Origin of the sequence: Limosilactobacillus reuteri, from assembly GCF_002254085.1 — a bacterium.
In the GTDB taxonomy this organism is placed as follows: domain Bacteria; phylum Bacillota; class Bacilli; order Lactobacillales; family Lactobacillaceae; genus Limosilactobacillus; species Limosilactobacillus reuteri_K.
Map to the genome: position 1 here is coordinate 19,799 of NZ_NGPY01000006.1, position 25,667 is coordinate 45,465.

Annotated in this window: 21 protein-coding genes, 1 tRNA gene, 2 rRNA genes and 2 pseudogenes; 6 read left to right on the forward strand and 20 right to left on the reverse strand. The window is 32.7% G+C overall.

The genetic code is table 11. From position 1 onward, the window contains the following. Positions 1-43 precede the first annotated feature (43 nt). Both CBG10_RS01590 and CBG10_RS01595 read right to left on the reverse strand, forming a co-directional pair. A complete protein-coding gene (locus CBG10_RS01590) occupies positions 44-1,366 on the reverse strand; it encodes an MFS transporter (protein ID WP_065869103.1) in 1,323 nt (440 codons plus the stop codon). Positions 1,367-1,932: 566 nt separating this feature from the next. Further along, entirely contained in the window at positions 1,933-2,880 is a 948-nt protein-coding gene (locus CBG10_RS01595; RefSeq protein ID WP_094501839.1) for a DUF6710 family protein, read from the reverse strand. 178 nt (positions 2,881-3,058) lie between these two features. Here CBG10_RS01595 and CBG10_RS01600 point away from each other — a divergent pair, with 178 nt between their 5' ends. Next, a complete protein-coding gene (locus CBG10_RS01600) occupies positions 3,059-4,138 on the forward strand; it encodes a hypothetical protein (protein ID WP_094501841.1) in 1,080 nt (359 codons plus the stop codon). A 230-nt stretch (positions 4,139-4,368) separates the two neighbouring features. On the opposite strand, the pseudogene CBG10_RS01605 reads toward CBG10_RS01600, so the two are convergent. The 10 genes and pseudogenes from CBG10_RS01605 to CBG10_RS01650 form a co-directional block, all read right to left on the reverse strand. After that, positions 4,369-5,656: pseudogene (locus CBG10_RS01605) on the reverse strand (ISL3 family transposase). Between the two features lie 601 nt (positions 5,657-6,257). Beyond that, the gene (locus tag CBG10_RS01610) at positions 6,258-7,589 is read right to left on the reverse strand and encodes an RNA-directed DNA polymerase (protein ID WP_094511429.1); all 1,332 of its coding nucleotides are present in this window, start codon (positions 7,587-7,589) and stop codon (positions 6,258-6,260) included. Between the two features lie 29 nt (positions 7,590-7,618). Next, a complete protein-coding gene (locus CBG10_RS01615) occupies positions 7,619-8,272 on the reverse strand; it encodes a hypothetical protein (RefSeq protein WP_094566555.1) in 654 nt (217 codons plus the stop codon). 286 nt (positions 8,273-8,558) lie between these two features. Then, entirely contained in the window at positions 8,559-8,954 is a 396-nt protein-coding gene (locus CBG10_RS01620) for a type II toxin-antitoxin system death-on-curing family toxin (RefSeq protein ID WP_094511432.1), read from the reverse strand. A gap of 2 nt (positions 8,955-8,956) precedes the next feature. Then, a complete protein-coding gene (locus tag CBG10_RS01625) occupies positions 8,957-9,208 on the reverse strand; it encodes an AbrB/MazE/SpoVT family DNA-binding domain-containing protein (RefSeq protein ID WP_094511434.1) in 252 nt (83 codons plus the stop codon). Between the two features lie 161 nt (positions 9,209-9,369). Beyond that, positions 9,370-10,572 (reverse strand): tyrosine-type recombinase/integrase, encoded by a 1,203-nt coding sequence (locus CBG10_RS01630; RefSeq protein ID WP_094511435.1) that lies wholly within the window; start codon positions 10,570-10,572, stop codon positions 9,370-9,372. 75 nt (positions 10,573-10,647) lie between these two features. Next, entirely contained in the window at positions 10,648-10,851 is a 204-nt protein-coding gene (locus CBG10_RS01635; protein WP_065867605.1) for a helix-turn-helix transcriptional regulator, read from the reverse strand. Positions 10,852-10,927: 76 nt separating this feature from the next. Then, positions 10,928-11,173, reverse strand: coding sequence for a hypothetical protein (locus CBG10_RS01640; RefSeq protein WP_225361550.1), 246 nt, complete (start codon positions 11,171-11,173; stop codon positions 10,928-10,930). Positions 11,174-11,190: 17 nt separating this feature from the next. Then, a complete protein-coding gene (locus CBG10_RS01645) occupies positions 11,191-13,257 on the reverse strand; it encodes a hypothetical protein (protein ID WP_094511438.1) in 2,067 nt (688 codons plus the stop codon). After that, the gene (locus CBG10_RS01650) at positions 13,224-14,129 is read right to left on the reverse strand and encodes a hypothetical protein (protein ID WP_094511440.1); all 906 of its coding nucleotides are present in this window, start codon (positions 14,127-14,129) and stop codon (positions 13,224-13,226) included. Before CBG10_RS01650 ends, CBG10_RS01645 begins: the two co-directional genes overlap by 34 nt. A gap of 639 nt (positions 14,130-14,768) precedes the next feature. On the opposite strand from CBG10_RS01650, the gene CBG10_RS01655 reads away from it, so the two are divergent. From CBG10_RS01655 to CBG10_RS01665, 3 genes are all read left to right on the forward strand, one after another. Continuing rightward, positions 14,769-15,341 carry a recombinase family protein gene (locus tag CBG10_RS01655; protein WP_094511441.1) on the forward strand — a complete coding sequence of 191 codons (573 nt, stop codon included), beginning with the start codon at positions 14,769-14,771 and terminating at the stop codon, positions 15,339-15,341. A gap of 638 nt (positions 15,342-15,979) precedes the next feature. After that, positions 15,980-16,612, forward strand: coding sequence for a recombinase family protein (locus tag CBG10_RS01660; protein ID WP_094511442.1), 633 nt, complete (start codon positions 15,980-15,982; stop codon positions 16,610-16,612). A 1-nt stretch (position 16,613) separates the two neighbouring features. Continuing rightward, positions 16,614-17,108 (forward strand): 3'-5' exonuclease family protein, encoded by a 495-nt coding sequence (locus tag CBG10_RS01665; RefSeq protein WP_094511443.1) that lies wholly within the window; start codon positions 16,614-16,616, stop codon positions 17,106-17,108. A 49-nt stretch (positions 17,109-17,157) separates the two neighbouring features. On the opposite strand, the gene CBG10_RS01670 is transcribed toward CBG10_RS01665, so the two are convergent. Both CBG10_RS01670 and CBG10_RS11110 read right to left on the reverse strand, forming a co-directional pair. Next, positions 17,158-17,469 carry a hypothetical protein gene (locus tag CBG10_RS01670; RefSeq protein ID WP_094511445.1) on the reverse strand — a complete coding sequence of 104 codons (312 nt, stop codon included), beginning with the start codon at positions 17,467-17,469 and terminating at the stop codon, positions 17,158-17,160. 238 nt (positions 17,470-17,707) lie between these two features. After that, positions 17,708-20,491: an SEC10/PgrA surface exclusion domain-containing protein gene (locus CBG10_RS11110; protein ID WP_094511446.1), complete on the reverse strand. Its 2,784-nt coding sequence runs from the start codon at positions 20,489-20,491 to the stop codon at positions 17,708-17,710. Positions 20,492-20,793: 302 nt separating this feature from the next. Here CBG10_RS11110 and CBG10_RS01680 point away from each other — a divergent pair, with 302 nt between their 5' ends. Further along, complete coding sequence (locus CBG10_RS01680) at positions 20,794-21,120, forward strand: helix-turn-helix domain-containing protein (protein WP_094511447.1); 327 nt, start codon at positions 20,794-20,796, stop codon at positions 21,118-21,120. 141 nt (positions 21,121-21,261) lie between these two features. Next, positions 21,262-22,152: an Lreu_0056 family protein gene (locus CBG10_RS01685; protein ID WP_094511448.1), complete on the forward strand. Its 891-nt coding sequence runs from the start codon at positions 21,262-21,264 to the stop codon at positions 22,150-22,152. Positions 22,153-22,556: 404 nt separating this feature from the next. Here the strand turns inward: CBG10_RS01685 and CBG10_RS01690 are convergent, their stop codons facing one another. The 6 genes and pseudogenes from CBG10_RS01690 to CBG10_RS01715 all read right to left on the reverse strand — a co-directional run. Further along, positions 22,557-23,390, reverse strand: a complete 834-nt coding sequence (locus tag CBG10_RS01690; protein WP_094511450.1) for a DUF5677 domain-containing protein — start codon at positions 23,388-23,390, stop codon at positions 22,557-22,559. 17 nt (positions 23,391-23,407) lie between these two features. Further along, on the reverse strand, positions 23,408-24,070 hold the full coding sequence (locus CBG10_RS01695; RefSeq protein WP_143452371.1) for a hypothetical protein: 663 nt from the start codon (positions 24,068-24,070) through the stop codon (positions 23,408-23,410). Between the two features lie 293 nt (positions 24,071-24,363). Continuing rightward, a pseudogene (locus CBG10_RS01700) lies at positions 24,364-24,726 on the reverse strand (hydroxymethylglutaryl-CoA synthase); the annotation flags it as partial. Positions 24,727-25,194: 468 nt separating this feature from the next. Continuing rightward, positions 25,195-25,267 (reverse strand) — tRNA-Thr (locus CBG10_RS01705). A gap of 83 nt (positions 25,268-25,350) precedes the next feature. Beyond that, a 5S ribosomal RNA gene (rrf, locus tag CBG10_RS01710) occupies positions 25,351-25,467 on the reverse strand. Positions 25,468-25,550: 83 nt separating this feature from the next. Beyond that, positions 25,551-25,667, reverse strand: a 23S ribosomal RNA gene (locus tag CBG10_RS01715); the annotation flags it as partial.

Here is a 25,667-nt window from a genome sequence, read left to right on the forward strand (position 1 = left end):
CTATCGTCAGTAAGTTTTCTCACTAATTCCTCTAAACAAGATATTATTTAGTATAATCCACATCCTTTGTTTCTTTTGTCAATAACCAAGAAATAACTGCTAGTACTGATAAAACTAGCATATAATATCCAGCCGAATGTAATCCATAATTAGCAATTAACCACGTTGTTACAGTTGGAGCAACGGCTGCCCCAACCACTGCAGCTAAGTTGTAAGTAATTCCTGCACCAGAATAGCGAACTCTGGTTGGGAACAGTTCAGGCAAGACAGCGCCGACTGGACCATAAAGAGTACCCATCACTAAGAATCCTAGTCCTAAGAAGAGTAAAACGCCAACTAAGTTATGTTGTCCTGTAAGAAAATATGGGAATACCAAGGAATAGCCAACTAGTGCTACTGACGCAGTTAATAAAACTTTTTTCCGGCCAACACGATCCGCTAATACAGAAGTTAACATGATCAAAACAGCGAATTCAACAATTGCACCCATTAATAATAATAAAAATTCCGAAGAGGTAAAACCTAAAGCTGTTGTAGCATATGATAATGACCAGGTTGTTAATGTAAAGAATAGTGCATAGGTTGCTCCCATGATGAAAGTTCCTTTTAAGATTTCACGCCAATTAGATTTGAATACTTCACGAAGAGGCGAAGCAGTTGTGTTATCACGTTCTTGAGCCAACTTAAACAAAGGTGTTTCCTGTAAACGACGTCGGACATATAACCCTATAACGACTAAAACAGCTGATGCCCAAAAAGGAATTCGCCAACCAAACGTCATCATTTGCGTTGGTGTTAGTACCCGTTCTAAAGCAAAGAATAAGCCATTGCATAGGAAGAATCCGATTGGTGCTCCCACTTCCGGAAATGCACCATATAATGCCCGCTTATTAGCCGGAGCATTTTCAGTAGCTACTAATACAGCCCCGGACCATTCACCACCAAGCCCGATTCCTTGGACAAACCGACAAAGGCAAAGTAACAATGCTCCCCAAACGCCGATAACCTGATAGCTAGGAATGAAACCAATGGCTACCGTCGCCACTCCCATTACTAAAAGTGAGACCACAAGTGTTTTCTTACGTCCTAAACGATCACCATAATGTCCAAATAGAAATGATCCCACCGGACGTGCTACAAAGGCTACTCCAAAAGTTAACAAACTTAAAAGTGTTGCAAGTAAAGGGGTCATTTGCGGAAAGAAAATTTTGGGAAAATAAGCAGCAGATGCAGTCCCGTAAGCGTAAAAATCGAAAAACTCAATTGCCGTTCCCATCATCGAAGCCAAAATTACTGTCTTGACAGGATCACGTTTTACATTAAGCTTGCTGTTTGTCTGCGGGGTGTTAGTTACTGTACTATCCATAGTGTTTACCTCTCATTTCAGTTTAATTTACGATCTATTATCACTTCTAGTCTTAATTTCACTTTCCATTTTTTCCACATCCCTTCAATAAAAAAAACAGCTAACTGTTGAACAGTCAGCTGGCCGACAGAAATGTCTCTACCACTATCACTGTTCACATCCCTAGTATGGTGATGCGAACAGCACTAATTATTCGCATCATCTAATTAATGATCCGAATAATAATAATATTTACGTGTACATTAGTTGTAAATGACATTAATCTGTTCTCGCTTTCGTCTTACTTAATAGTAAAATCTTATCATAGCTATAATTAGAAATCAATAAAAATTCACATCTATTTTTAATTAATCGCAATATGCTTAAATAAACAAAAATAGTTCTTGGTAAATCTTCGTAAAACGTTGATCTATCAAAAACTAATAAACTTTGTAAGTTTTAATAATGCTGACTAGAGGTGATGCTTAATGGCATCTAAAGCATTGCTATATCTAAAGTTAATATCAAAGATGTTAAAAAATCATGTAAAAACTATTATCAAAAGCTAATGTCACAGGGATTGAACATCAGTTTAACTTAGCAAATTCCTTTTGAAACATTCCGTATAAAGTTTCCCACTTACTATCGTCAGCATTTGCTTTACTTAAGTTTTGAACAGAATATTTATTATTTTCATCATACCATAAATCCCAGATTGCCTTTGGTACATTGTCAAAGTTCCTAGTTCCTGTTACCCTTCGATATGCAGTATTGGAGAACTCTGTTAAAACTCTATCTTTATAAGTCATCGATACTACCTCTTTACTGTTTTCTTCCATACCTTCATTTTTCATATGTTCCAACATTGAAGGGGGAAACTCATTATGCTTCAATAAGTACTTGCCAATTTCCATAAGAGACTGCCACTTACCTATAAGAGCGTTCCCCTCCGATGCCCCATAAAAGTTTGTAAATTGATTATCATTGTCTTTAACAAGTTCTTCAGAAATATCATAAATCCGATTTACTTTTATTTTAGACAATTCACCCTTTAGCAAACCAATAAATTGACTATGGTTACCAGATGATGCAACTAATACAATTCCCAATGGATAAATATATACATTATCAATATTAGAATTTGTGGTATCAAACGGATTCCCTACATCACTACCAATTGCCCTAATACCATCAATGATTTTACGATTGTTCCAAGGTAGCGTAATAAATGCAACATCATTTGAATTCAAATAAATTGGATCGTTTTCTAAATCAAAATAACGGTAATTATCATTTCTTGGTAAAAAGTCCGATAATCCAAAATGAGGTGCAGAATGTGGATTATGCAATACCTTATACACATAGTCACTGTACACAATACTATTGCAAATGGTCTTTTGTAGATACATTAATATCTGTGCCTTGTCAACAATATTAGAACCATTGCTACCACTAGCCATCAAGTGATGAATAGAGTCTTGTAATCCTTGAACACAAGATTTAGAATTACTACTTTTTTTCTTGATGTTAAACATAAATGTTCTCCTTTATATTTGGATCAGTTTAATTAACCCATAATGATAAAATAGTAAAATAAATATCAAAATTTACAGCTGCTGTTTCTTTTGACAATCCCATTATTAAACTATTCTTAGCAAAAAGAAACGGACACTTTTTTGCGTCCTAGGCTCTAAATTAAAAAGGAGAACTAACTTGCAATACAAATATAAAGAAATTCAACCACAGTCATATTTAAATCTATTCAACGGGAAAATCTATTATGCTATTGAAGCAGTATTAAGAATCATTAATAACTCTACAGAAGGATTCTATAGTAATAGTTTTTCTGATTCTCGATTAGATAAACTCCTGAGTAAACAAAAAATTAAGTGGTCCTATATTAATCGTAAAGAAACTAGCTTATTAACAGAACCATCTACAAAAGAGCCAGAGGACCTTCATGCAGCTTCATTAGTAAAAATACCAGTACTTAATAATATAGATATTAAAAATTTGCTTAAAACTATTAATAATTCAAGGAGTGTACAGCATAAGAATAAGTTAACGCACTATAAAGAAATCAATTGGGGAGTAATAATTCCTCAAAAAGATACTTTCCTCTCATCATACTATAGTATTAATAGGGTTGTTTATGGACTTAACGGACATTCTTCTACCGGTTTTGGTTCTTCTACAGCAGAAAATTTCAATCCAAAAACTGTTCTTAAAAAAGCCAAACAATTTGCCAAGGCATTCCCCGATGAATGCCAAATTATCAAGGTTTCACCTACAGATATTAATTTTGGTACTAATTACCATCACACAAACAGCATAGAAACATACGTAAATTTAGCACTACATGACAAACTAATTGTTCACTATATACATCAAAAAGGTGTTCCTATCAAAAAGGAAACAGAAAATTTAGAAACCCTGATAGGATCTAATGAACCTGTTGCTTTATACTTACATAAAAATTTCAAAGACCAGCTTAAAAGAGATAGTGATAGCTTTTCCGTATCATTAACAAGCTATGATATACGAGCCCTAGATAAAAGTATAAGTCGAAGACACAAAAAAGTCCGAAACTATATTAATAAACGTTTTTCATACTACGATAAAGAAATTAACCATTATATTATTACAATAAAAAAATATGATCATATGCGTGAATCTTTGAGGAATTTTCTAAAGGGAGATTACTATAATAAGGTAATTTGTTCGCATTTTAAGGATCCATCATTTAAAAACAGTTTAACCCTCCAAATAAAAAATATAATTAATCTATACTAAGATTAAGGAAGATCGTTAACACATTTTAACACGCGTCTATCATTGCTACATCAGCAATCCAAGTGCTTCAACATCTCTCCCCAAAACCACCTATTAACATCCGTCCATGTTAATAAACGTGTTAAACAGCGCCATTTAAGCGGGCTCTACGTCAAGTAGTGTTGTACGCAAATATGAATCTTCGCCAATTAAATTGGTCTAGTTAGAACTGTTATTCATGGCGGTTCTTTTTAATTGGTTTGAATTTGGTGACCAATAATTAAATAAATCCGAGTTTTAAATGCCGTGAAGTAGCGATAACCGCAGGCAACTCGTTTGATAGTCCTAATTCGATTATTAATCCCTTCTGTTCGGCCATTGGAAAACTTAGTCTCAAAGCCGCATTTAATCCCCCTTTTTATAATGAGCTAATACCTGACAACGGTGGATTGTATAATGACTAACACTGTCTGGTCGAAGGTTAAGCAATTGGAAGAAAGTTGTAAAATCACGTTGATTATATGCACGCTTTAAGGACTGAATAAAATTATAGGTAGCACCTAACTCTTGGTCACACGCTAACATTAAATCCAAGATCATAACAGAATTAACAACGCGGTTAAAATAGCGTCCTTCATAATAAAATTTTGTACTTAAATTTTCTCGATCTTGGAGGAATAAGCGCCAATAGTGTTTAAGACGCCGTGCTTGTTTCTGCTCCGCTGAATCACCTTTGCGTAAACGGTTGAAGACATGAATTCGCACATGATTCATCGTGTCATTAAGATGTTTAGCGATATGGAAACGATCATAGATGATTTGCGCACAAGGAAAAACAGTCTTAACTAGTTGATCATAAGCAGCGTTCATATCCATCACCAGATATTTCACCCGGCAACGAGCTTGACGAGTAAACTGTTGATAGTGCTTAAATAAACTACATAATCGACGGTCTTCAAGAAGCTCAAATAAGCAACTTCGATCACCATCAACGGCAATGAAACTCATCTTACCTTTAGCACTCCGCATTGACTTAAATTCATCAATACATAGCGTTTCCGGTAGATAGTTTAAATTTGGTTTATATTGATCAGCGAGGTCCAAAAGGACCCGTTGAACTGAAGCTTCACTGATAAATAAATCATGGGCAATATCTTTAATTGTTTGAATCCGAGTTAATCGAAGAACAACTTCACGCCTTAAATCACGACTAATCGTCCGTTGCTTTTCAAAGAGATAACTAGTCGCATTAAATGTTGTATGACAGTCATGACATTGAAACCGTTGGGTTTTAACGAGCAACACCAATGGCTGAGCCCTAAATTGACCATATTTGTGTTTAGCTTGATAAAACCCATATTTTAAGATTTGACCGCGATTAATAACCCCGCAGTTTGGACAAGCTCTCGGCGTATAAGAAAGGGTACAGGACATTTGCGCCACGTGAACATTTTTAATTACTTTATATTTAAGCCAATGATGAGGAAAATTTAAGTGAGGGTCTGTTAAATTGAGGAGAGTTCTAGTATCATTATCCATGGAGGTTACCTTCTTTACTATGTGATTTGGCGATTTCATTGTATCAGAGGGCGAGCCTCTTTTTTAGTTTAAAAACAAAAAATCTGATATTGGTATAGAAAGTAATATTTCTATATCAACACCAGATATTGTAGAACCGGGATTTTCAGCTTTATTAAAAGCATTATCAACACAAAAAACCTTTGATAACAACGCTAAACGTTATTATCAAAGGTTTCACTATGCTGACTAGAAGCTCAGAGGTTTTCCCTTTTTATCTCTTATATATTAGGTTTCTGATTAGATTTTTCATCAATCTATGTGCAATATTGTGTGCATTCAATCTTTACGTAATTTATATAGGTAGAAATTTTTGTAAACAGTCGTTTTCATTTTTAATCACAAAGCATATTTTAATGCTGAACTTATCGGTAAATCTTTAAGCAATATTGATTATTATGGCTTTATTCCATATAAATTTTTGACGCTTTCATATTTAGTATTGACAGACTTACCGACTTGTCTAGCTTTACCTTCTTGAATTAATTGCTTTAATAAATTACGTACATGTCCCATTTATATCTCATTCCTAATATTCTTCTAAAGAAGAAACCACCTACTGTTATTCATAATCATCTTCTTCATTTATCTTAATAATTGATTTAACTTCTTCAAGTTTATGCTTATTTATAATAGAGGCATCTACTCTAAGGTTATTATCTCTATCTATTTCATTTAACCATTCCATATTCCAAAAATCATACCCTGTTCCCCCCTGGCTTACAGCATTCAGTAATTTATTGTTACCGCTATCGATTAACTTCTCTAAAACCGAATTACCAAGGAAGAATCTTTGCATCCATAATTGCATGTATTCTGAATTGGGCATATTCTTCAATCGTTCATTAAATGCTACCATGTCATTATCAATAAAAAATTTTTTATCTTTCTTATCATTCAAAGTATCACATAATACACTCAAACAACTAACAACTGTATCAATATGTTTAGGAGAACGTACTCCAATCATAGTCAAAATTGCAGCAATCTGATGATAATCATTTTGCTGTTTATTTATTAATGTTTCAAATTCTTCTTGTATAAATTTATTGCTATTACCATTTTCAAAATACTTTTCAAAAGAATCTTTTAATTCCGAAATGCTATAAAAAGATTTCTTAAAAAGCGCTTGAATAAAACTAATATTTCCTCTTAACAATTCATTAACAATTCTTAATGACAATTGATTATTACTATTTCTATTCTTATTGATACAAGATTTAAGTTTCTTCCTTAATTTTTCAACTTCGAAAGTTTCAATTTGACCAAAACGAGAATTGATAGAATTACATAGTTGAAACAAATCCCCCACTTCATAATTTCGACTTTTTTCTTTTACTATTTCACCAAATATATTTTGAGCTGCCTCTAGAGGATTAGCAGCTTTAAAAATACTAAATATATAAGCATAACTATAGTATTCGAGAATTATGTTATATTTTCTACGTAATATTTTCCGGAAAGCTATTAAAGCTTTTTTCACACTTCCAGTATTAGGAAATTTTGTTGTTAATTTATATATCATTAATAATTTCTTTTGATCAGATATTTCTGAGGACTTCATTAATGATTCATAATCTACCCAATACATTTTATCTGGTTTGATGGAACTACTAATAATATCCGTACTTAATCGAGTCTTAGTATTGTTAAAATGCATATTTAACTCAGCAGATATAAAGGATAATTCTTTTACTATCTTATCTAATGTTTCTTTATTATTTGCAAATATTCTATAATCATCTCGATAACGTAAAATCTTAAAAGGTCTTTCTATATTTTCAGCATGTAATTTTTTAACTAATTTTGAATCTGAGTATCTCAATACTAGTTCTGCTATTAAATCAAAAACCTTACTTCCTTGAGGAATTCCATTAGTTTGTCCATTTTGCATTTTCTGGATACTAGAATCAATTTTATTTCCTAAAAGTGCATCTTTTCCTCTATTTTTTTAGCTTCCTCCTTCCCTTCTAACGCCCATGCGATGGTGTGAGTATAAATCGCACCATAACAATTTACTAAATCCGTCTGTACGCAATACTTATAGAAGAGTCCCATTTTTAGACTTTCTTGCTCAAAATATTTCCACCAATTGATACCTTCATCTTTACTTTCTGCATTACTCCCATCTTTTTTTATAAACGGGATACTGGTACAAATAATCTCTGATCCACATTCATCATCAAACTCTTTAAACCTATTTTGAATCTTACTCCAATTATCCTTCTGGGTTATTAAATGAACCAAACTAACGTACAAGTATGGATTTACGATTTGTAATTTTCGCCAATCGTATTCGCCATTTTTATTTAAATATAGGTTTATATGTATATCCTCGCTTTTTTTTAACTGTTCATCCAGACAATCCTTTTTTACCCCATATTCCCCGTTAAGAGTTCCAAGCAGTGTGTCCGGCTGTTTATTCTTTTTTCTCAGTACCCTATCTATTTCCTTTAATATCAGAGTAAAATCAAAATATTCTGGCAAATTACAATTAAAGTAATTTTTAGGTAACAAAAACGCTTTTCTCGCTTTTTTAGCATCTAGATCCAAAATTTTGACTGTATTATCATTCATAGTCTCTTCCTCAATTAAATTTTTAAGTGACAAAAACATCTATATTACTTTATCCTACCAACTTTTAAGCAAGATCAAATTCTTTTTAATTCTACTACTTAAATAATTATTATCTGAATACTCCTTTTTAATATATAGCCACTTATAACGACAATAAATATCATTATAAGTGGCTAACTAAAGTTTAAAATTTTCTCTCTTAATATACAAGATTTCTGTTTTCAATGACTTGTATGATTTTCTCGCTGTACAAGTAAGTAGTCGATTTAATCTTTAATCACAAAAACTAATCTATTATCTGATGTTCTTTTAAATACTGGGCAACTTTTAGCATTACTTCTTCTGAATCAGGTGAATTAGTGACTCGAATAATAAATTTACCTACTTCAATTCCCGAAAATTTCAATTTAATACCGTTTAATAATAGAAATGTTTTGGCAGATTCTAGTGCTGTTCTTTTATTACCATCTGCAAAAATATGTTTCTTAGTGATCTTTTGTAAATAATAGGCTGCTTTAAGCCAAATAGTTGGGTATGCTTCTTGCCCAAAAAATACCTGTTTAGGTGCTTCTATTACACTGTTTAAGCCATTTGAATCAAGTACTCCGATTGATCCTTCGCCTGCTAAATTAATAACTCGACGATTTATTTCAATAACTTCATCTTCTGTTAAATATTTCATAACTATTTATCTTTTAGGAAGTCTAAAATTTCCCGATCTTCTTTTAGACTTTGGTTTAGTAAATCTGAAAAATTATCATGATATTTTTTATTGGATGAATCTTGTTTAATTATTACTCTTCCATTTTGCTTATCGACTGTTATTTTTACTGGATCATTAGCTTTAAACCCAGCAGCTTCCATCACATCTTTATTTAATCTAACAGCACTAGAATTCCCAGATTGAAAGATCTTCGTTAAAGATTTAACTACCATATAAATCAGCTCCTTTTTGTATATACAAATTCATTGTAAAGTATATACAATCAGAAGTCCACTATTTGATTTATAAAATAAAAAGTTAATAGTATAGTTAGATATGTGCACAGCTCCCACAAAGCCATCATTTTCATGACTATTTTTAATTACTATAAAGTTTATCTCATCCAATTATCCATCATTTTCTGATTTACATCCCGGTCAGCCTTAACATATACTCGCATGAAAATCGAAAGACTATTCCCCATTCTTTCAGCTGCCCAAGGGTAGGATATCCCTGGTTTATTTGCTAATTTAGTACATAGTGTGTGTCGGAAAGAATACATCGATAATTGCGATCCATTACCACTGATATTCAACTCACCACAAATCTTCTTTAACATTTCATTCATGCTTTTTTGTGTGATAGGTATATTATTCGCACAAGTCTTATAATCATGAAGATTTAGAAAGATTAAGCCTTTAGGATTAGTCAATCCATGGTATTTCAAAAATTTCTTTTGTTCCTTTTTATAAGTATCAATAAAGTCAATTAATTCTTGCGAAATTGGTAAACAACATCGCGAATATCCTTTTGGACGCGCTTTAAGGGTACCGTTAAATTTACGAGCATAATCTGACCAACTATCATTAATTTTGAAAGTAGTATACCCATCCTCTGTGATAAGATTATTAAATTTCAAAGCTTGAATCTCGCCTGGGCGCATTCCTGTTTCCAGATCGATCCAAAGTGCTAAACGTGTTCCCCACTTATCTATCGTAGTATGATTTAGAGCACCTTGAATCTGCTTTTTAATTAATTCAAGTTCAAAATTTGTAAATAGGTATCGTTGTTTTCTAACACTGAATTCGTTCTTACGAAAAAACTTATCCAAATATTGTTCAGGTACTGGATTTTCTTTTACTACCTTGCCAATTAATTCATTAAAGAAACTTCTCATATGAGTTAAACGATGATCAATTACCGTTGCACGTCCAACGGTTGCTTTATGCTTACGAATAAAATCACGAGCAAACTGTTCAACTAATCGTTCACTAATATCTTTGATCTTGGTATTCTTAAAATACTTTTCAAATTCATTAGCCGAATTATTCCAGTCACGATACGTAACAGGTGAAATAGTATTTTTCTTGCGGTTGATATACTTTCGAAATTCCTCTGCAAAGACTGCATTACCATCCGCTAGCTGCATTCCTTCTTCATAGTCCGCCCACATCTGTCTTTCTAATGCCTTAGCAGTCGAACGATTAGAAGCATAATCTACTGGCCAGTTTTCCCTTTTACCGGTGATTTTATTAATAGGCTGAATACGTACTTGGTACTCTCCTTTATGTCTTCCAGTCGTCATTTTCTTAATCATTTTAATATCCTCAGCTTCCTTGATAAAAAAGCAATGAAAAGTTTATAAACTTTCCATAGCTTTGTAAAAATAAACTTAATCTTTTACCCATACGGTATGTGCATGATAGCCTGCTTGTAACAGCCATTGCTCAATTTCATCAATAATATAATACTTCTTACTATTTGTTGTTAACTGATGATATGGCATACCATTGTCTATTAATTGATATAAAATTGTTGTACTAATTCCAAGTTTTTCACACAGCTGTTTTCCATTTAAAATTTCTTTTCCAAACATAAATAACAGCCTCCTCCTTATGATTTGGATTATAACTCTGTGTAATGCAGAGCATCATTAATTCTTATTTTCCTATTTATTTCCTAGTTCTCTTATGGTTTTGATAGTTTTCTAGTTTTCGAATTTCTCTAATCAATTCATCAATATTTTTATTTAATTTATCGCTAGCATTAATGGGGTAATACATACCAACAATGTAGTGATCATCATTAATCACATTAATTGGTAACTGTTTAGCATTACCCATCTCATTTACCTTGACAAAATATTTTAAGAATAATTCTTGTTTAACATTAATTGCTTGATTTGTTTGATATTCCATTATTTTTTCTCCTAACATTATTCATTAAAATTAAAAGGAACAAAGAGTTTAGAAACTTGTTTATTTTTGCTTTGTTCTTCTCTGTAAATTGCAAAATTTTCATGCCAATGTTGTAACGTATACATATCAGAAGACATTTTATAGTTGAATAATCTATCTGGTAAGGCGTCATATCTCGTGAACATATCTTTCATTTTTCTGTTATCAAGAACCTTATTGCCTGATACAATAACGTTACTATAATATTTTCCCTTAAAATGCTTCCTCTGAAAATCAAGCCCCAATGATTTTATCTGATCTTTAAATGTACGGTATGACGCGGCAACCATATGAGTATGATCCTTATAAGCTTCAAATAAGGTACTTGTTCCCATTCCAATTAGATCAAAAGGACATGTAATATGTTGAGCTTCAAGAAACTCTAAAAGCGATGAATTAATGTTAGATAGACTATTCTGAGCAGAATTCTCTTCACTGAAAATCAAGTCCAAATCTCGTTTGCTCATCGTCACAAGTTTAGACGCATACTTGATAATTAAGGAGAATATCACTTCTTGAACTTTTTGATTATTAAGCCAAGCTGCAATATCTTCATCGGGAATTTCAACATCATCATATAACTTGTTATTGCAGTTAAATACAAACACTCGATCTGCTGTTCCTAACTGGCGAACTTGTGGCAACACATTAGTGGCAATCACAATTAATGATGGTAACTTCACATCATGGTACTGTTTGAACTTGGCTGCTCCAGACACCCTCTTACCACTCGTGATCCCGTTAATAGTAGTCCCAGTTTTATAGGAAATAGCATTACTTTGTGAATTGGTTTGATAATCGTCAAACCATAACGTAAGCTGTCCTTTTTTGACATCATTAGCATCAATTAGATTAGGATCTGTTAATGCCTTATTTACATTGGGTTCCGAGACCAAGATACATGAAGAATTGCTTTCTGGATTATTAAAAACTTTCTCCAGCAAACTAGCCAAGACAGTTTTACCAGCGCCAGGAACTCCTAATAGGATGAAGAAACTCCGTGCTTTAGCTACAATACCCGTGTTTTGCAATGGAATAAAACCAAGCATATATAATATTTGTTCTAATTTACCACCGCTAATATGAGTTAGAAATTGGATTACTTGTTTATACTCTTCACTATTTTTCAATTCTGAATTCTTCTCCATGTCAATGTAATCAACATTGACATGGTTTTCCATTTTTCCTACTAATGGCGATGAAATTTGGATATTACCATTCGGTTTAATCATGATGGATTGATTTTGTGATTTAAAACCATCATCTAATACTTCATTTTTAAACCTTGAATTTAATAATTGCGCATGGACATTTTTCCGAGCATTCATAATATTATCAAACTTTGCCCTAGGCAAATATTTATCAATAACGTTATTGACAACAGTTGGCTCTGCAGTATAAATATGATTCTCATTCAGTACCATAAGCTGATTACCCACAAGAATTGTTTGAGGATCGTTATACACTTTTTCAGCAATAATTTGCTTCCTCAACGTGTTATATTTCACAGCATTATAGAGTTGCTTCACTAAATTATTAGCATCCATATCATGTTCAACAGCCCATATCTGCAATACCATTGCCAATTCATTATAAAAGTAAATATTTTTAACTAAGTTAATTTTATTGTTCTCAATAAAATTATCTAACCATTCATCAATCTTATCTCCATTAATAGATTCGATTGTAACTGGTATTAAATTAGCTAAAGTATAGTTGGGATGTTTTTTTAAGAACTCATCAATATCATCAATTTCAATTGCAACTATAGTTTGTCCAAACAGGTTAATTCGATCATCAATCTTAGTTTTAGACACAAAAACTTGATTAAGTAATGATGTTTTTGTAAATTCATTAATGTAAGACTTAACATTCTTACTGCTTTTTTTATCAATTGAAAAAGTATAGTAATGCATGTTAAATGTCTTACTGTTAACGTCTAAAAAACCTGCATCTTCTAATATTTCATCCAATTTTTTGGAAATCTTTTTCATAGGTTTGACATTTCCGTTTAATGATTGGTTTTCAAAAATAAATTCTTGCATACTTCCATAGCCTCTTTTTCAATACGTTCTGCTTCCAACAATGCTTTTCCATCAAAACTAACCGTTTCATACTTAAGTGATTTGCCTGTCAACAATTCGTAAACACTATTTTGCCCAAATTGACGATTACGACATTTATAATCCCCATCGTTATTGATAAGAAGGTATTCCAAATCATTTTTTACAAGACAATAATCATATTGCTTAATTGAAAATGTTAGATACTTAATTTTCTTGCTATATTTTTCTTTAAATTGCTCAAATTTCTCTTCATTAAAGTTAGTAACAATAAATCCATCGTTAACACAATTGATTACATTGGATAGTCCCCAATAATTCAGCATATCGAAGACCATATTCATTCCACTATACATAGCCTTAAAACGATTAACGCTGTGTTCTACTTTCGTTTCCCCAATTGTTGAGCAATACTTATTTAGTTGAAGCTTTATTCTTTTTCTTTTTGCAACCAATCGTTTATTTTTAGGATAATGAGTATCCGCCTCAATTTCCTTTTTTTCCAAAAATAATTTTTTATGCCCTTCATCCAATAATCCTAATTGATAAGCCATAGTTGGTAGTAACGAGTGGACATCAATTTGAGCTACATTACGTGCTATGCACTTTACATATTGGTAAATACCATTGTTGGTAAAATTAAGTCGTTCCTTTTGATAACCTTCATACGGTCCCGTCGCAACCAAAGATGATAGTAACTGCGGAGGCAATAATTTAATATTTTCGTGCTCTTCATCCATAGTTTCTGGCCGATGATTAAAATCTGGCGTTAAATGCAACTGTTCTGCCATTAAGAGGAACTTAGGCGTACTAGGCCAATACATAATCCCATTTTTCTTTTTAATTTTTACCAAAAGAAAATACCCCTTTCCAAGTTTTTTCAAAACAGTAAAACTGAAAAAGGGTATACTAAACTTGCCTTTATTTATAATAAAGGTTATAATAATAGTATATAAATATACATTGGTAAGTGAGTATATTTATATATTCTTTCCAGTTTTAACTGTTAAGAAGGTTAAATTAATGTTGAAGTTTTCTGTTTCACTGGCCGGTGGTAACATGAAAACTTTTTTTGATTTAAATAATAATAATTAATTATTTATTAATTAATTATTATTTATTATAATACCTCTAATTTAAAAAAAGTAAATAGCCCCTGATTGACAATCCACCCTATTAAAGATATAATAATAATTAACTTTAATTATTATTATATCTTTAAAAAGTGCTATAAAAGCTGATTTCAAGCTGTTATTACGTTGATACTTTTTTTGAATAAGAAAAACAAATGAGTTAACATAAACAAAATTATTAAATTTTTCTTAAGATAACATTTCCGTTCTTCTAGCCCGAAGAACGGTTTTTTATTCATCAGATTTTTAAATAAAGGGTAATTATTCATCAACTTTTAAGTTTCTGGATAAGACTTTAGATCTACTAACAGCGGAGTTAAACTGTGTTCATCAACTTTAATCAGAAAGTAGTGATAAAAAATGACACAGTTTGGTTATGCAAGGGTTTCTACTAAGGGACAATCGTTAGCCGATCAAATTAATCAATTAAAGAGTGCTGGCGTAGATAAAATATTGGCAGAGAAATTCACTGGAACTACTACTAGCAGGCCACAATTTGACAAGCTAATTAAATTAGTAAAGCCTGGTGACACTATTACCGTTACTAAATTAGATCGATTAGCAAGGAACACAAGAGAAGCACTCAATGTTCTTGATCCATTAATGAACAAAGGGGTTAAATTCAATGTATTAAATATAGGTTTACTTGAAAACAGCACCATTGGTAGATTGGTTAAAACTATCCTTTTGGCCGTTGCAGAAATGGAAAGGGATATGATCGTTGATAGAACGCAGGAAGGTAAACGATATGCTAGACTGCATAAGAAAAATTACCATGAAGGGCGTCCAAAAAGATTAATCACTCCTCACTACAAAGCAGCTTATAGCTACCTTTTAGATCATACCTATAAAGATACTTCTAAGGCTTTCAATATTTCTGTTTCTACACTTCAAAGAATCAAAAAACAGATCAGTAACGAGCAATCTAATTAACCCTTTTTTCATTGGCGGTTTTGTTATTGTGAAGGTTAAAGATTGACTTACCACTTCTTATGAAAAGTGTAAAAGTGCAAATATGAAATCAGAATCAATATATATTACTTTAATTACTACTATTAACACTATTAATTATCTATTTACTCTTTATTTTTCTCTTAAAATTTATCAATATAAGATGAGTTCTCTAGAAAATTGCACTTTTACACTTTTAGCTTCTTAACCTTGATATGACAATGTTTATAGTAATTTTACTTGGTAACACTAAATTTCATTATTTTCCCAAGGAAATCAACCCTAATCCATACTGCCAGTAAGGATTAAGTATGGTGCAATTAAAAGTGTTGAATCCGCATCATTTTCCTGCACTATTTTAATATTAAGAATTTATGCCTAATTTTTGTTTAAGGAATTGGTGTTAATTTATCGCCTTAAGTGTCACCCTATTTCATCAAAATTGCACCAAAATCTGCACTTTTAACTAAGAGTAGTAGCAAAATAATATACTCTTTATCATTAACCCTTGATATTATTTTTCATGCCTTATTCCTTCCACCATTGACCAACTTCAAATGAAGCTGGTCAATTTTTTTATTAGATTACTACTACCTAATAAAAAAGGAGTGGCAATCACCATGACTAAATATGGATATGTTTCAGGATTCTTAAAAGATAAAATCAGTAAAGAGGACAGTTTCAAGTATCAAGCTACCATCCTTCTTAGTATGGGAGTTCCTCACGAAAATTGTTTTGCTGATGTATTTAGAAAAAATAATAAAGACCGATATCAGCTTCGTAAATTTCTTAACACTGTTGGACAAGAAGGGGATGTTCTAGTAGTCCCTACTCTAACATGTCTATATAGTAACGTTAGAGAACTTTGTTGCCTTATGCATATTATTGAAGCTAAAGGTTTAATAATTGAGTCTTGTGATATGGATTTAAGTGATGATAGTGATTCCAGCAATTGGATACTTGCTTCTCAATTAGCTCACCTTAACTATCTTGATTATCTTCGTAGTCAAAACATTTCTAAAGCCATCAAACAGAAGAAGTATCAAGCTACCTTAAATACTGGCGGTCGTAACAAACGTGTTATCACACCCTTATACCGGCAAGCATATAAGTATCTTCAAGCCCATACTTACACTGAAACGCAACTAAAATTTCATTTGTCAAAATCAACTCTTTATAGAATTAAAAAACAAATCAAAATGAAGCAACTTTCCACTAATCATCAGAGTTACAATGCCAGTCGAGGTGATTAAAATGAAGAATGAAGAACTGATCTATTGGATTGATCTTACTGGTCCTGCCTCTTTAGATGAAATAATCCGCCTAACAATTATTGATCCTAATAACCGAATATTGTTCAACCGTAAATTCGATACTAAACAAGTGGATTATTGGGATAGTAACATCAACGGCATCATACCGGAGAGCCTCATTAAGGAGCCTCTATTTGAAGAGTCGAGGAAAGAGATCCAAAAGATATTTGATAGCTCAGAGACGCTTATAACCTTCTATGGCTCAACTTCCTTTTTAGAAAAGCAAGGCATTAACTTAGCAAATAAAACGATTATTGATTTAGCTGATTCATTTAGAGTCTTGGGAAATATCACAGACACGATCGAAAACCTATGTATTTATTATGGCTATCCTTTGACTGACAACGTTTTTGAACGTACAGGTATTGATTATGCTAAAGGAATCAATTTCTGCTTCCACGAAATGGAAAATAACCGTAAAGCACAAGAAAATTAGTAGCAACAAAAAAAACACTTAGCAATCTCAAATCGCTAAGTGTTTTTGTTTATTCAAATGGAGCGTTGTTAGTTCTATTTAATTTTTCTAACAATTCAAGACGAGCTTTAAGAATTTCATTTTCTTTTCTTAATTTTTTGATTTTGAATTGGTCATCTTGATGGTTTGCTTCTAATTTTTCAATTTCAGCATCTGTTTTTTCAAAAGTACAAGGTGTAAATATGGTAGCAACAATTTTGTTGCCTCGCTTAAGAGTGATTGTCTTTTTTGCTTTGTCATTCGTAACTAAAAGATATTCCCAATTATTTAAGAATTGGATTAACGAAACCATATATGTTTCGTGTAGATTTTTGTGAAGCATTTTCTATATCCTTTCTTTATCAAATTTATCGAAGTTATTCACCTCAACAAACTTATTCTAATTAAAAAAGATTTATTCAAAAAAATTTTTAGATTGAACATGTAAGAGAAATTAATAATATTTAGTCATCTTAATTTTATATAAAAAACAATGGAAAGCTGTGAAAGAACACAAAATCAGCTCTCCATTGTTTTTAGAAAGGATATATTGTATCAAACCAATACGTACTTATTCTATATTAAAATTCCTTTTTGCCTTTAGTAACTAATCCAAAGCCAAACATACCAGCTAATACTCCTAATGCAATCACTGCTTTACTGTCACTATTACCCGTTTGTGGCAATTTAGCTTGTTGCGCTTTGTATTGTTCACGAGTCATAGTTGTATATTGTCCTTGTGCACCAGAAACTGCTGAACCATTTTCTTTATCAGTAGTTGGTAATACAATTGTTGGCTTAGTAGTAGTGTTATCAGATACTTCACTACCATTATCTGATGTAGCAGGTTTGTGACCAGCTTGACCACTAATTGATGCGTTACCATTATCTGGTTGTGCAGGTGTTGTTGGGTTAGATGGTGTAGTAGGATTTGTAGTTTCACTGCCCTTATTATCCTTGTTTGGATCAGATGGTGTTACATTATTCTTATCACCATCACTTGGCTTGGATGGTTCAACTGGAGTAGTACCTTGATTATCATCTTTCTTACCATCATCTGGCTTAGCAGGATCAGTAGGGTTAGTAGTTTCACTACCCTTGTTATCATCCTTGCTTGGATCTGTTGGGGTTGTAGTACTCTTGTTACCTTCATCTTTACCAGTATCAGGTTTAGCAGGTTTTTGATTGTTCTTGATGTCCGTAATCTTTTGATTATCCTTATCAAGTTGAGCTTGAGCATTACTGATAGTTGACTTCGTAGTTGCAATAGCATTTTGCAAATCAGCAATCTTTCCATTAATAGTGTCTAACTTGGCTTGTGCATCTTTAACTGCTTGATTAGCACTAGCATTAGCTGTTTGCTCTGTATTAGATAGTGCAGATTTCTTAGTAGCTAATACTTGGTTCAAACTTGCTAAACCATCCTTGGCTTGTTGTAACTTAGCTTCATCTTCACTTTGAGTTTGCTTTGCACTTTCAAGATTGTTCTTAGCTGAACTTAACTTGTTCAAAGCATCTTGGACATTACTGTTGCTATCAAGATTAGATAATTGTCCTTGTTTCCAATCATTTACTGTAGCTAGTGTTTCCTTAGCATTGTTGTATTCAGTCTGTTGGTCTGAACTTAATTGGTTCAAGTCAAATTGAACATTAGCTTTTTGTGCTTGTAAGTTTTGAAGTTGACTTTGTAAGCTTTGGAGCTTAGAAGTTTGGCTAGACAAAGTGTTTTGTAAGTCAGTAATTTGATTATTCAAATTATTAATCTTAGCACTGTTATCAACAGTCTTTGCATCACCCGTGATTGGTCCCATTGCTTGGTACTGTGCAATACGATCCATCATGTTTGGAGTGTTGTTACGTGCAGGACCATCATAATCAAAAGTTAGTACATATAAATAACTGTCAGTATTAGTATCATAAGTATAATGGAAACCAAATGCTGCATCATAGTTTAGATCACCAGTATCTTCGAGGAAGTTCTCACGGTGGCCCCAATCTGAACTTGCATCTGCGTTAAGCATATTGGAAAGAGTGCTATCTGCATTAAATAACATCCTCATCATGTTTCCACCACCATTAGCAGGAATATATGCTAAACATTCATATTGGTCACGCCCAAAAGCTGAAATAATATCATTTTCATTGTGTTCTAATCCATTAGCACTTTGTTGACTAGCACGTACTTGAGCTTGATTGTATTTTTGCTCTGTCATGGTAAAGGGCTTTAATCCTCGATCCATGCGTGCATGATTAATTTGATTCATCATAAGAATTGCTAATTCTTGCTTTTGTGCATCAGTCATTCCTGTTTGCCCATTGACACCATCAAACTTTGTAGTATAGTAAGGATCGTATTGTGATAGAGAAGTATTAACACCGTGTTTCATATTAAAGTTGCTATTATTTCCTTTATCATTGTCGGGTGTTACATAAATATTTTGTTCCACAGGGTTTCCATTAGAATCAGCATTCATGTTTTCTGAATTCCATAAATTACCTCGTGCGACATTTTCAAGTAATGACTTGCTATAATCAATTACCCCATTAGGTACAGTAGCAATATTAGGATCAGTTTGAGTATTCTTTTCTTGATCCTGCAAATCCTTTACTTGACCTTGTAAGTCACTAATCTTTGAATTAGTATTATTTACATTATTTTGTGTGTCTGTTACTTGACCACTAACATTGTTAATCTGATTATCTAAGTTTTGACTAGCTTGAGCCTTACCTTGGCTTTCAAGCTGGTCAATTTTATTTTGGGCTTCATTAGCTTGTTGTGCTGCAGCTTGGTTAATGGCATCTGTAGCAGTTTGGCGTGCTTGGTCAACTGCTTGACTAGCTTGACTTACAGCACTGGTAGCACTTTGAATGTTTTGACTATCGTTGTTTAGTGCAGTTTGTGCATCATTAACTACTTGTTGTTGATTATCAACTTGTTGCTGTGCTTGGTTCACATCAGCCTGAGCTTGCTTAACTGCTGGATCATTTTGAGTAGCAGCTTGTTGTGCTTGCTTAGCTTGGTCAAGTTCTTGTTGAGCAGAACTTTGTTGACCTTGCGCTTCACTCAATTGGTTTTGTTGATCCTTTAATTGAGCATTAGCACTATCAATAGTTGATTGTTGCTTTTGAGCATCTGATTGTGCATTAGCAAGTTCTGGATCAGTTGCTTGTTGACTAGCTTGAATGGTACCTGCACTTTGAACTGGTGTTACTTCATCAGCGTTAGCAGTAGTTGTTCCTGCTAACATTGCTCCACCAGCAAGTCCTACTGTCATTAATGTGGCAGCCATCCATGTCTTACCTGACTTGTATAGCTTCTTGTGTTCCTTAGCAACAGTGTTGAAATTAATGTGTTCTTTCATCATACTAATTACTCCCCCGCCTTCAGAATGAAGGTGTTTTTTTATTTAATTCGTTGATAATTCTACAATTTTCCTAAAAGCTACGTTGCATTGAGTGTAGATATAATGTATTCAACGTAACTTTTTCTTGAATATATCAACTTAATACAGGAGTAATTATAACACCTTTCACCACTATAATTACATAATTTTTGTACTTATGCTTATATATGCGTATAAATTGATATAAACAATAAGTACAGTGCCTTATTTTATTAGTATTTCTTCAATATCCTAGAAATAAACAATGAAATGAGGGCTTCAAAATGAATAATCTAGGAGCTAACATCAGAGCCAGGCGTCATGAGCTTGGCATCACACAAGAACAGCTTTCCAACCAAACTGGATTATCTATTAACTATATTTCACGTTTGGAAGTTGGAACTGCTAATAATGTCAGTGCTAAGACGCTACTATCAATAGCGGAGGTACTTAAGACGAGTATGGATAATTTGGCAAATGGTTCAACTGATGAGGCTGAAATGGGCTACTACCAGAAGAAACTTTGGCAAGCTTTAAACGAAATGAATAAAAAACAAGCTGAGCAAGTTTCTAAAAATGTTTTAGGACTAATAAGCCTAAATAAAGAATAGTAATCCTACTAAATAAAGCAGGTACTACGATTTTCGTAATTTCGTAGTACCTGCTATTATTTTTATCTTGTTATATTTAATTACACCTATTATGATTATCTAAGTACAACTATAGTGTTACAAGATAATGGAGGAGTTTTTATGAAAAAGAGTATTGTTCTTGCCAGCACAGTTTTAGTTACTATGTCTTTAGCTGCATGTGGTAATCAATCATCAAGTTCCAAAAATACATCTAGCAGTAGCGTTAAAGTTACTAAAAAGGCAACAAGTAAATCATCATCAAGTAGTGCAAAACCGCAAACTGATAGATTTAATAATAACGAGTACGGGATTATGGGATATTTAATGCTAGTTCAAAGAAGCGCAACTGAATTAGCTAATGCTCCCAAAAATAGCAGTGATGAAAGTGGTATGGAAATCAAAAAGAATGGGAATGTATATACATTAGGTATGCTACCTATTGGTCATTCAGTAAACGTTATTGTCAATAATGATAACGTAACTGTTAAATACGATGAAAATACCGATGGATCTGGCATGGGTGATAAGAATGGTAGTAAAACTTATTCCAAACAAGAATTAGTAAGTAAATACGCCAATCAAAAAGATGAAATTGATAAAGTCATTAAAAAATATAACTTAGATAGTAATGATGATACCAACAATAGCAATCAACAAGCAGCTCCAACTGATCTTGATGAAAAAACTGAAGCAGTTCTAATCTATGCTAAAGCTAATGGCTTCGATACTTTAGATGTATCGGACAATAATACTGCAAGTATGGAACTATCAACTGCTGATAATGGGAGAAAAACTGTTGGTTATGGTTCTGACGGTGATGTTCAATATCAAATTAATGGTAATAATGTTACCTATTGGACATTAGATCATAGTAATGATACACCAGCTTATAAGCAAAAAATGATTGAACATACAACAACACTTTCTGAATTAAAGCAAGAATTTTATACCCCAGAAAATCATCATCAATTAACTGTTGATATTATTGCTGACAATATGGAAGAAAATTAAAATAATAAATTTCATTAAAGGGGCTGTGACATAAGTCCCGTTTTTTCTCTTTTATATTAAATGTTTCAAATCATAATTTGCACACAAAAAACCTTTTATAAAGCCTATTAACTCAATAGTTTCAGCAATCTCTCGACGCAAGTTCGTGCGCACGTTTGTTTCGTGTGCATAGCTGTATGCATGATATTCTTAAATAAACAAAAATAGTCCTTGATACATCTTCGTAAAACGTTGATATATCAAGGACTAATAAACTTTGTAAGTTTTAATAATGCTGATTAGAGTCATTGTTCTGTAATAGCTGAGGTATTGGTACGACAGTATTCGACTCTAGTTTTGTGCTAATTCCATGGTCAGAAACTATAGCCAAAAGCTGCTGTGACGTGGAGTGAACAACAGCTAATCTATCTTCGTAATGATTCATTACATTTTATTTTTACACATACTGATCTAACCCAACTATTTGGAGTAATAATTTTATAGTACTTGGCTATCTCTATAAACATTAGATTTAATGTTGATTCAAGTAATTCTAGCACAGTGTCTTTTCTGGGTAGTTCTATAACTAACTGTATTTTCTTCTGTCCCTTGTTAGTATTTACAGTAAAATTTCTGAGTCCATCTACACCATGAGTATTATCCGAAAGAGGAGCATACATTGTTAAATATAAATCTTCCAAGTCCATATTCTTACATAACTGGTAGAAATTTTTATTTTTAAAATCAGGTTCTGCATTATACCAATGCTTTTTTATCTTCTCTTTGTTTGATATATCTTTAGGGAAAAGTTCATCATATTTATTCTTAAAAGTTTTGTTAAGTTCTTTCAAACAAGCAGACTTTGAGGTTTCATTTCTAAGTTGTTTATTTACAGTATCGCTTATACTTCTAGCCAATGGCCTGTTATTTATTTCGTTAATTAATCTCAATGCTTTGAAAGAAGAAGTGCTTTTTTCATAAAAAAACAAACATTTTGCCCTTTTTTCAGAATTTGCTTTAAAGATATATTTAAAATATACGGCCTGTTCTATAAAAGTTCTTAGTAAAGAATCAGTAACATTCGTTAGTTTATTATCAACTAATACTTTTATCGCCTCAGCTTCTGAAATTGCTGAATAAAATAAGGAAATAATTGCTACATCACTTGGTGTTAATTCTCTTTTTGAAAAAACTGATTTGTTTTCGAATAGTTTATCAATGAGTTTCTTGCAATCGCAAACAGCAACATTTAAGCTCATAAATTTATCACTCCTTATTATTCAATATCCTTTATTAACTTAGGAACTCTTGAATAGTTCTCTATATCAAATCCCTTATTGTAGCGATCATTACCATAGCCAAATTTAAACTCTTGCTCGTAAGTTCGACCAATCAAATCTGAGTATTGAACCTTAAATTGGACTTGATTTCTTATAATTTCATTATTATCATCCACTATTACTTCTAAGTATATTTTGTCTCTAGGCATAGCATACGTCTTATCTAAGTATTTATGGACGTAATGATTATAATGCTTAATTGGTGTTGTTACAAAGTAGTTATCCATTCCTTCTTCTTTATCCCATTTACATAAGCTCACGTTTGTTGCAGACTCTTTTCCAATATTTACTAAAGAAATTCCTATGATTTTGTTTTGTTTAGATAGCCTTAATTTACTATTATCTAATATAAGATTAAAATACGGCGCTATAATAGATCGACTCTCTATTTTCTTAAGTAAAAGATTTGATTCCTTTTCTTGCTGTTTCACCTTTTCTTTATATATATCGAACTCTCGTTGCCAATCTTTCATTTCTTTAGTATTTTCAAAATTACGCTTAGATAATTTACGATCAGTATGATGATTAAAGCCCGCTATAATAATAGATAATACAGATATAGATATTGGAGCCCATGCAATAATTATTTGGTTATTCAATAATTTTACTACTTCTTCTATATTTATAATGATAATCATCTCCTAGTTAATAAATCAAATTTAACACGCGCCTATCTCTGCAACACCAGCAATTTAGCCATTTCTATTACTCAAAAATCATCTACCATCCTTCCGCCCTTGTTCATTTAATTAACGAAAAAAGGCCTATAATATCACGATAAGCGCTGATATTACAGACTTTTGTATTCATAATCACAAAGTAATGAATTGGAAATACAATGCTCAAGATGACCACTATGTCAATCCAGTTGGCGTTCATTAGAAAGCCAAAGGGCACATTGGATACCAGCTGGCGCAGAATAACAAGCCTCTTTCATTTCTACCGTTCGGGTAAAGTCGCTAAGCCCTAATAAGTGTTTAATGTAGATTGCACTTGCTTTTGAATTGTCAATTCCTGACTCAGTTGCCACAATTACTGTTGAAATATTTTTTTCTAATTCAGGAGTAAGCAATTTTTTTGCTGCTGTAGCTCCTAAAGTTACAATATCTTGCGTAGGTGGAACAACTGCCTGTAGATCTTGGCCAATTCCAATGGTAAATTTATTGGGATCTACGCCGCGTTTTTTTGCTAATTCAACAAGGTCTAAATAATCATTTGTTGTTGCAAAAGCCATTTTATCAATACCAATTCTCATTTTTCATCATCCTTTAATAGTTTTTCCCTCCTTCCAAGCTTCTCCAACACGGGGGCCCATTTCAAAATAGCTATTACTGAAGGAATCAAAGAAAACAGGATTAACCTTGGTCATATCTACATGACCACGCATATCTAGCATACTACTAGCTGCCACCAAATTAACTACACGACCATAACCTGTTGAAAAACTACCTTGACGTACTATTTCAATCAATTCGTATTGTTATTGACTACTTACGTTATAATGATATATGATTGCTCAATTTTAAGAAATGCACACGGTTTTTGTCACCTTATCCCTATTAAATCAATGTTTAAGAGACTTTATCTAATTTTCACATGCACACACTTTTTCTGTGTGCATAGCTGTGTGCATGATATTCTTAAATAAACAAAAATAATCCTTGATACATCTTCGTAAAACGTTGATATATCAAGGATTAGTAAACTTTGTAAGTTTTAATAATGCTGACTAGAGGATTCGAACCTCCGACCTCATCATTACTAGTGACGTGCTCTGCCAACTGAGCTAAGTCAGCATAATAACAATTCCTAATCAATTATACCAGAAACTGTCATTAAAGAAAAGACGCGAATCGTTTAACCGGTTCACGTTTCAATCGCATGGCAACGTCCTATCCTCGCAGGGAGCGATCCCCCAACTACTTTCGGCGTGTTGAAGCTTAACTTCTGTGTTCGGCATGGGAACAGGTGTATCCTTCAAGCCATCATCACCACACTCTTTGTCCCTTCGGACGAGAGCTTGTGCTCTCAAAACTAAATCCTATCTTTTCCTTCCAACCCAATAAACCTGACCGCTCCTTGGTTAAGTCCTCGACCGATTAGTAATGGTCCGCTCCATGCCTCACGGCACTTCCACTTCCATCCTATCTACCTCATCATCTCTGAGGGGTCTTACTTTCCCGAAGGAAATGGGAA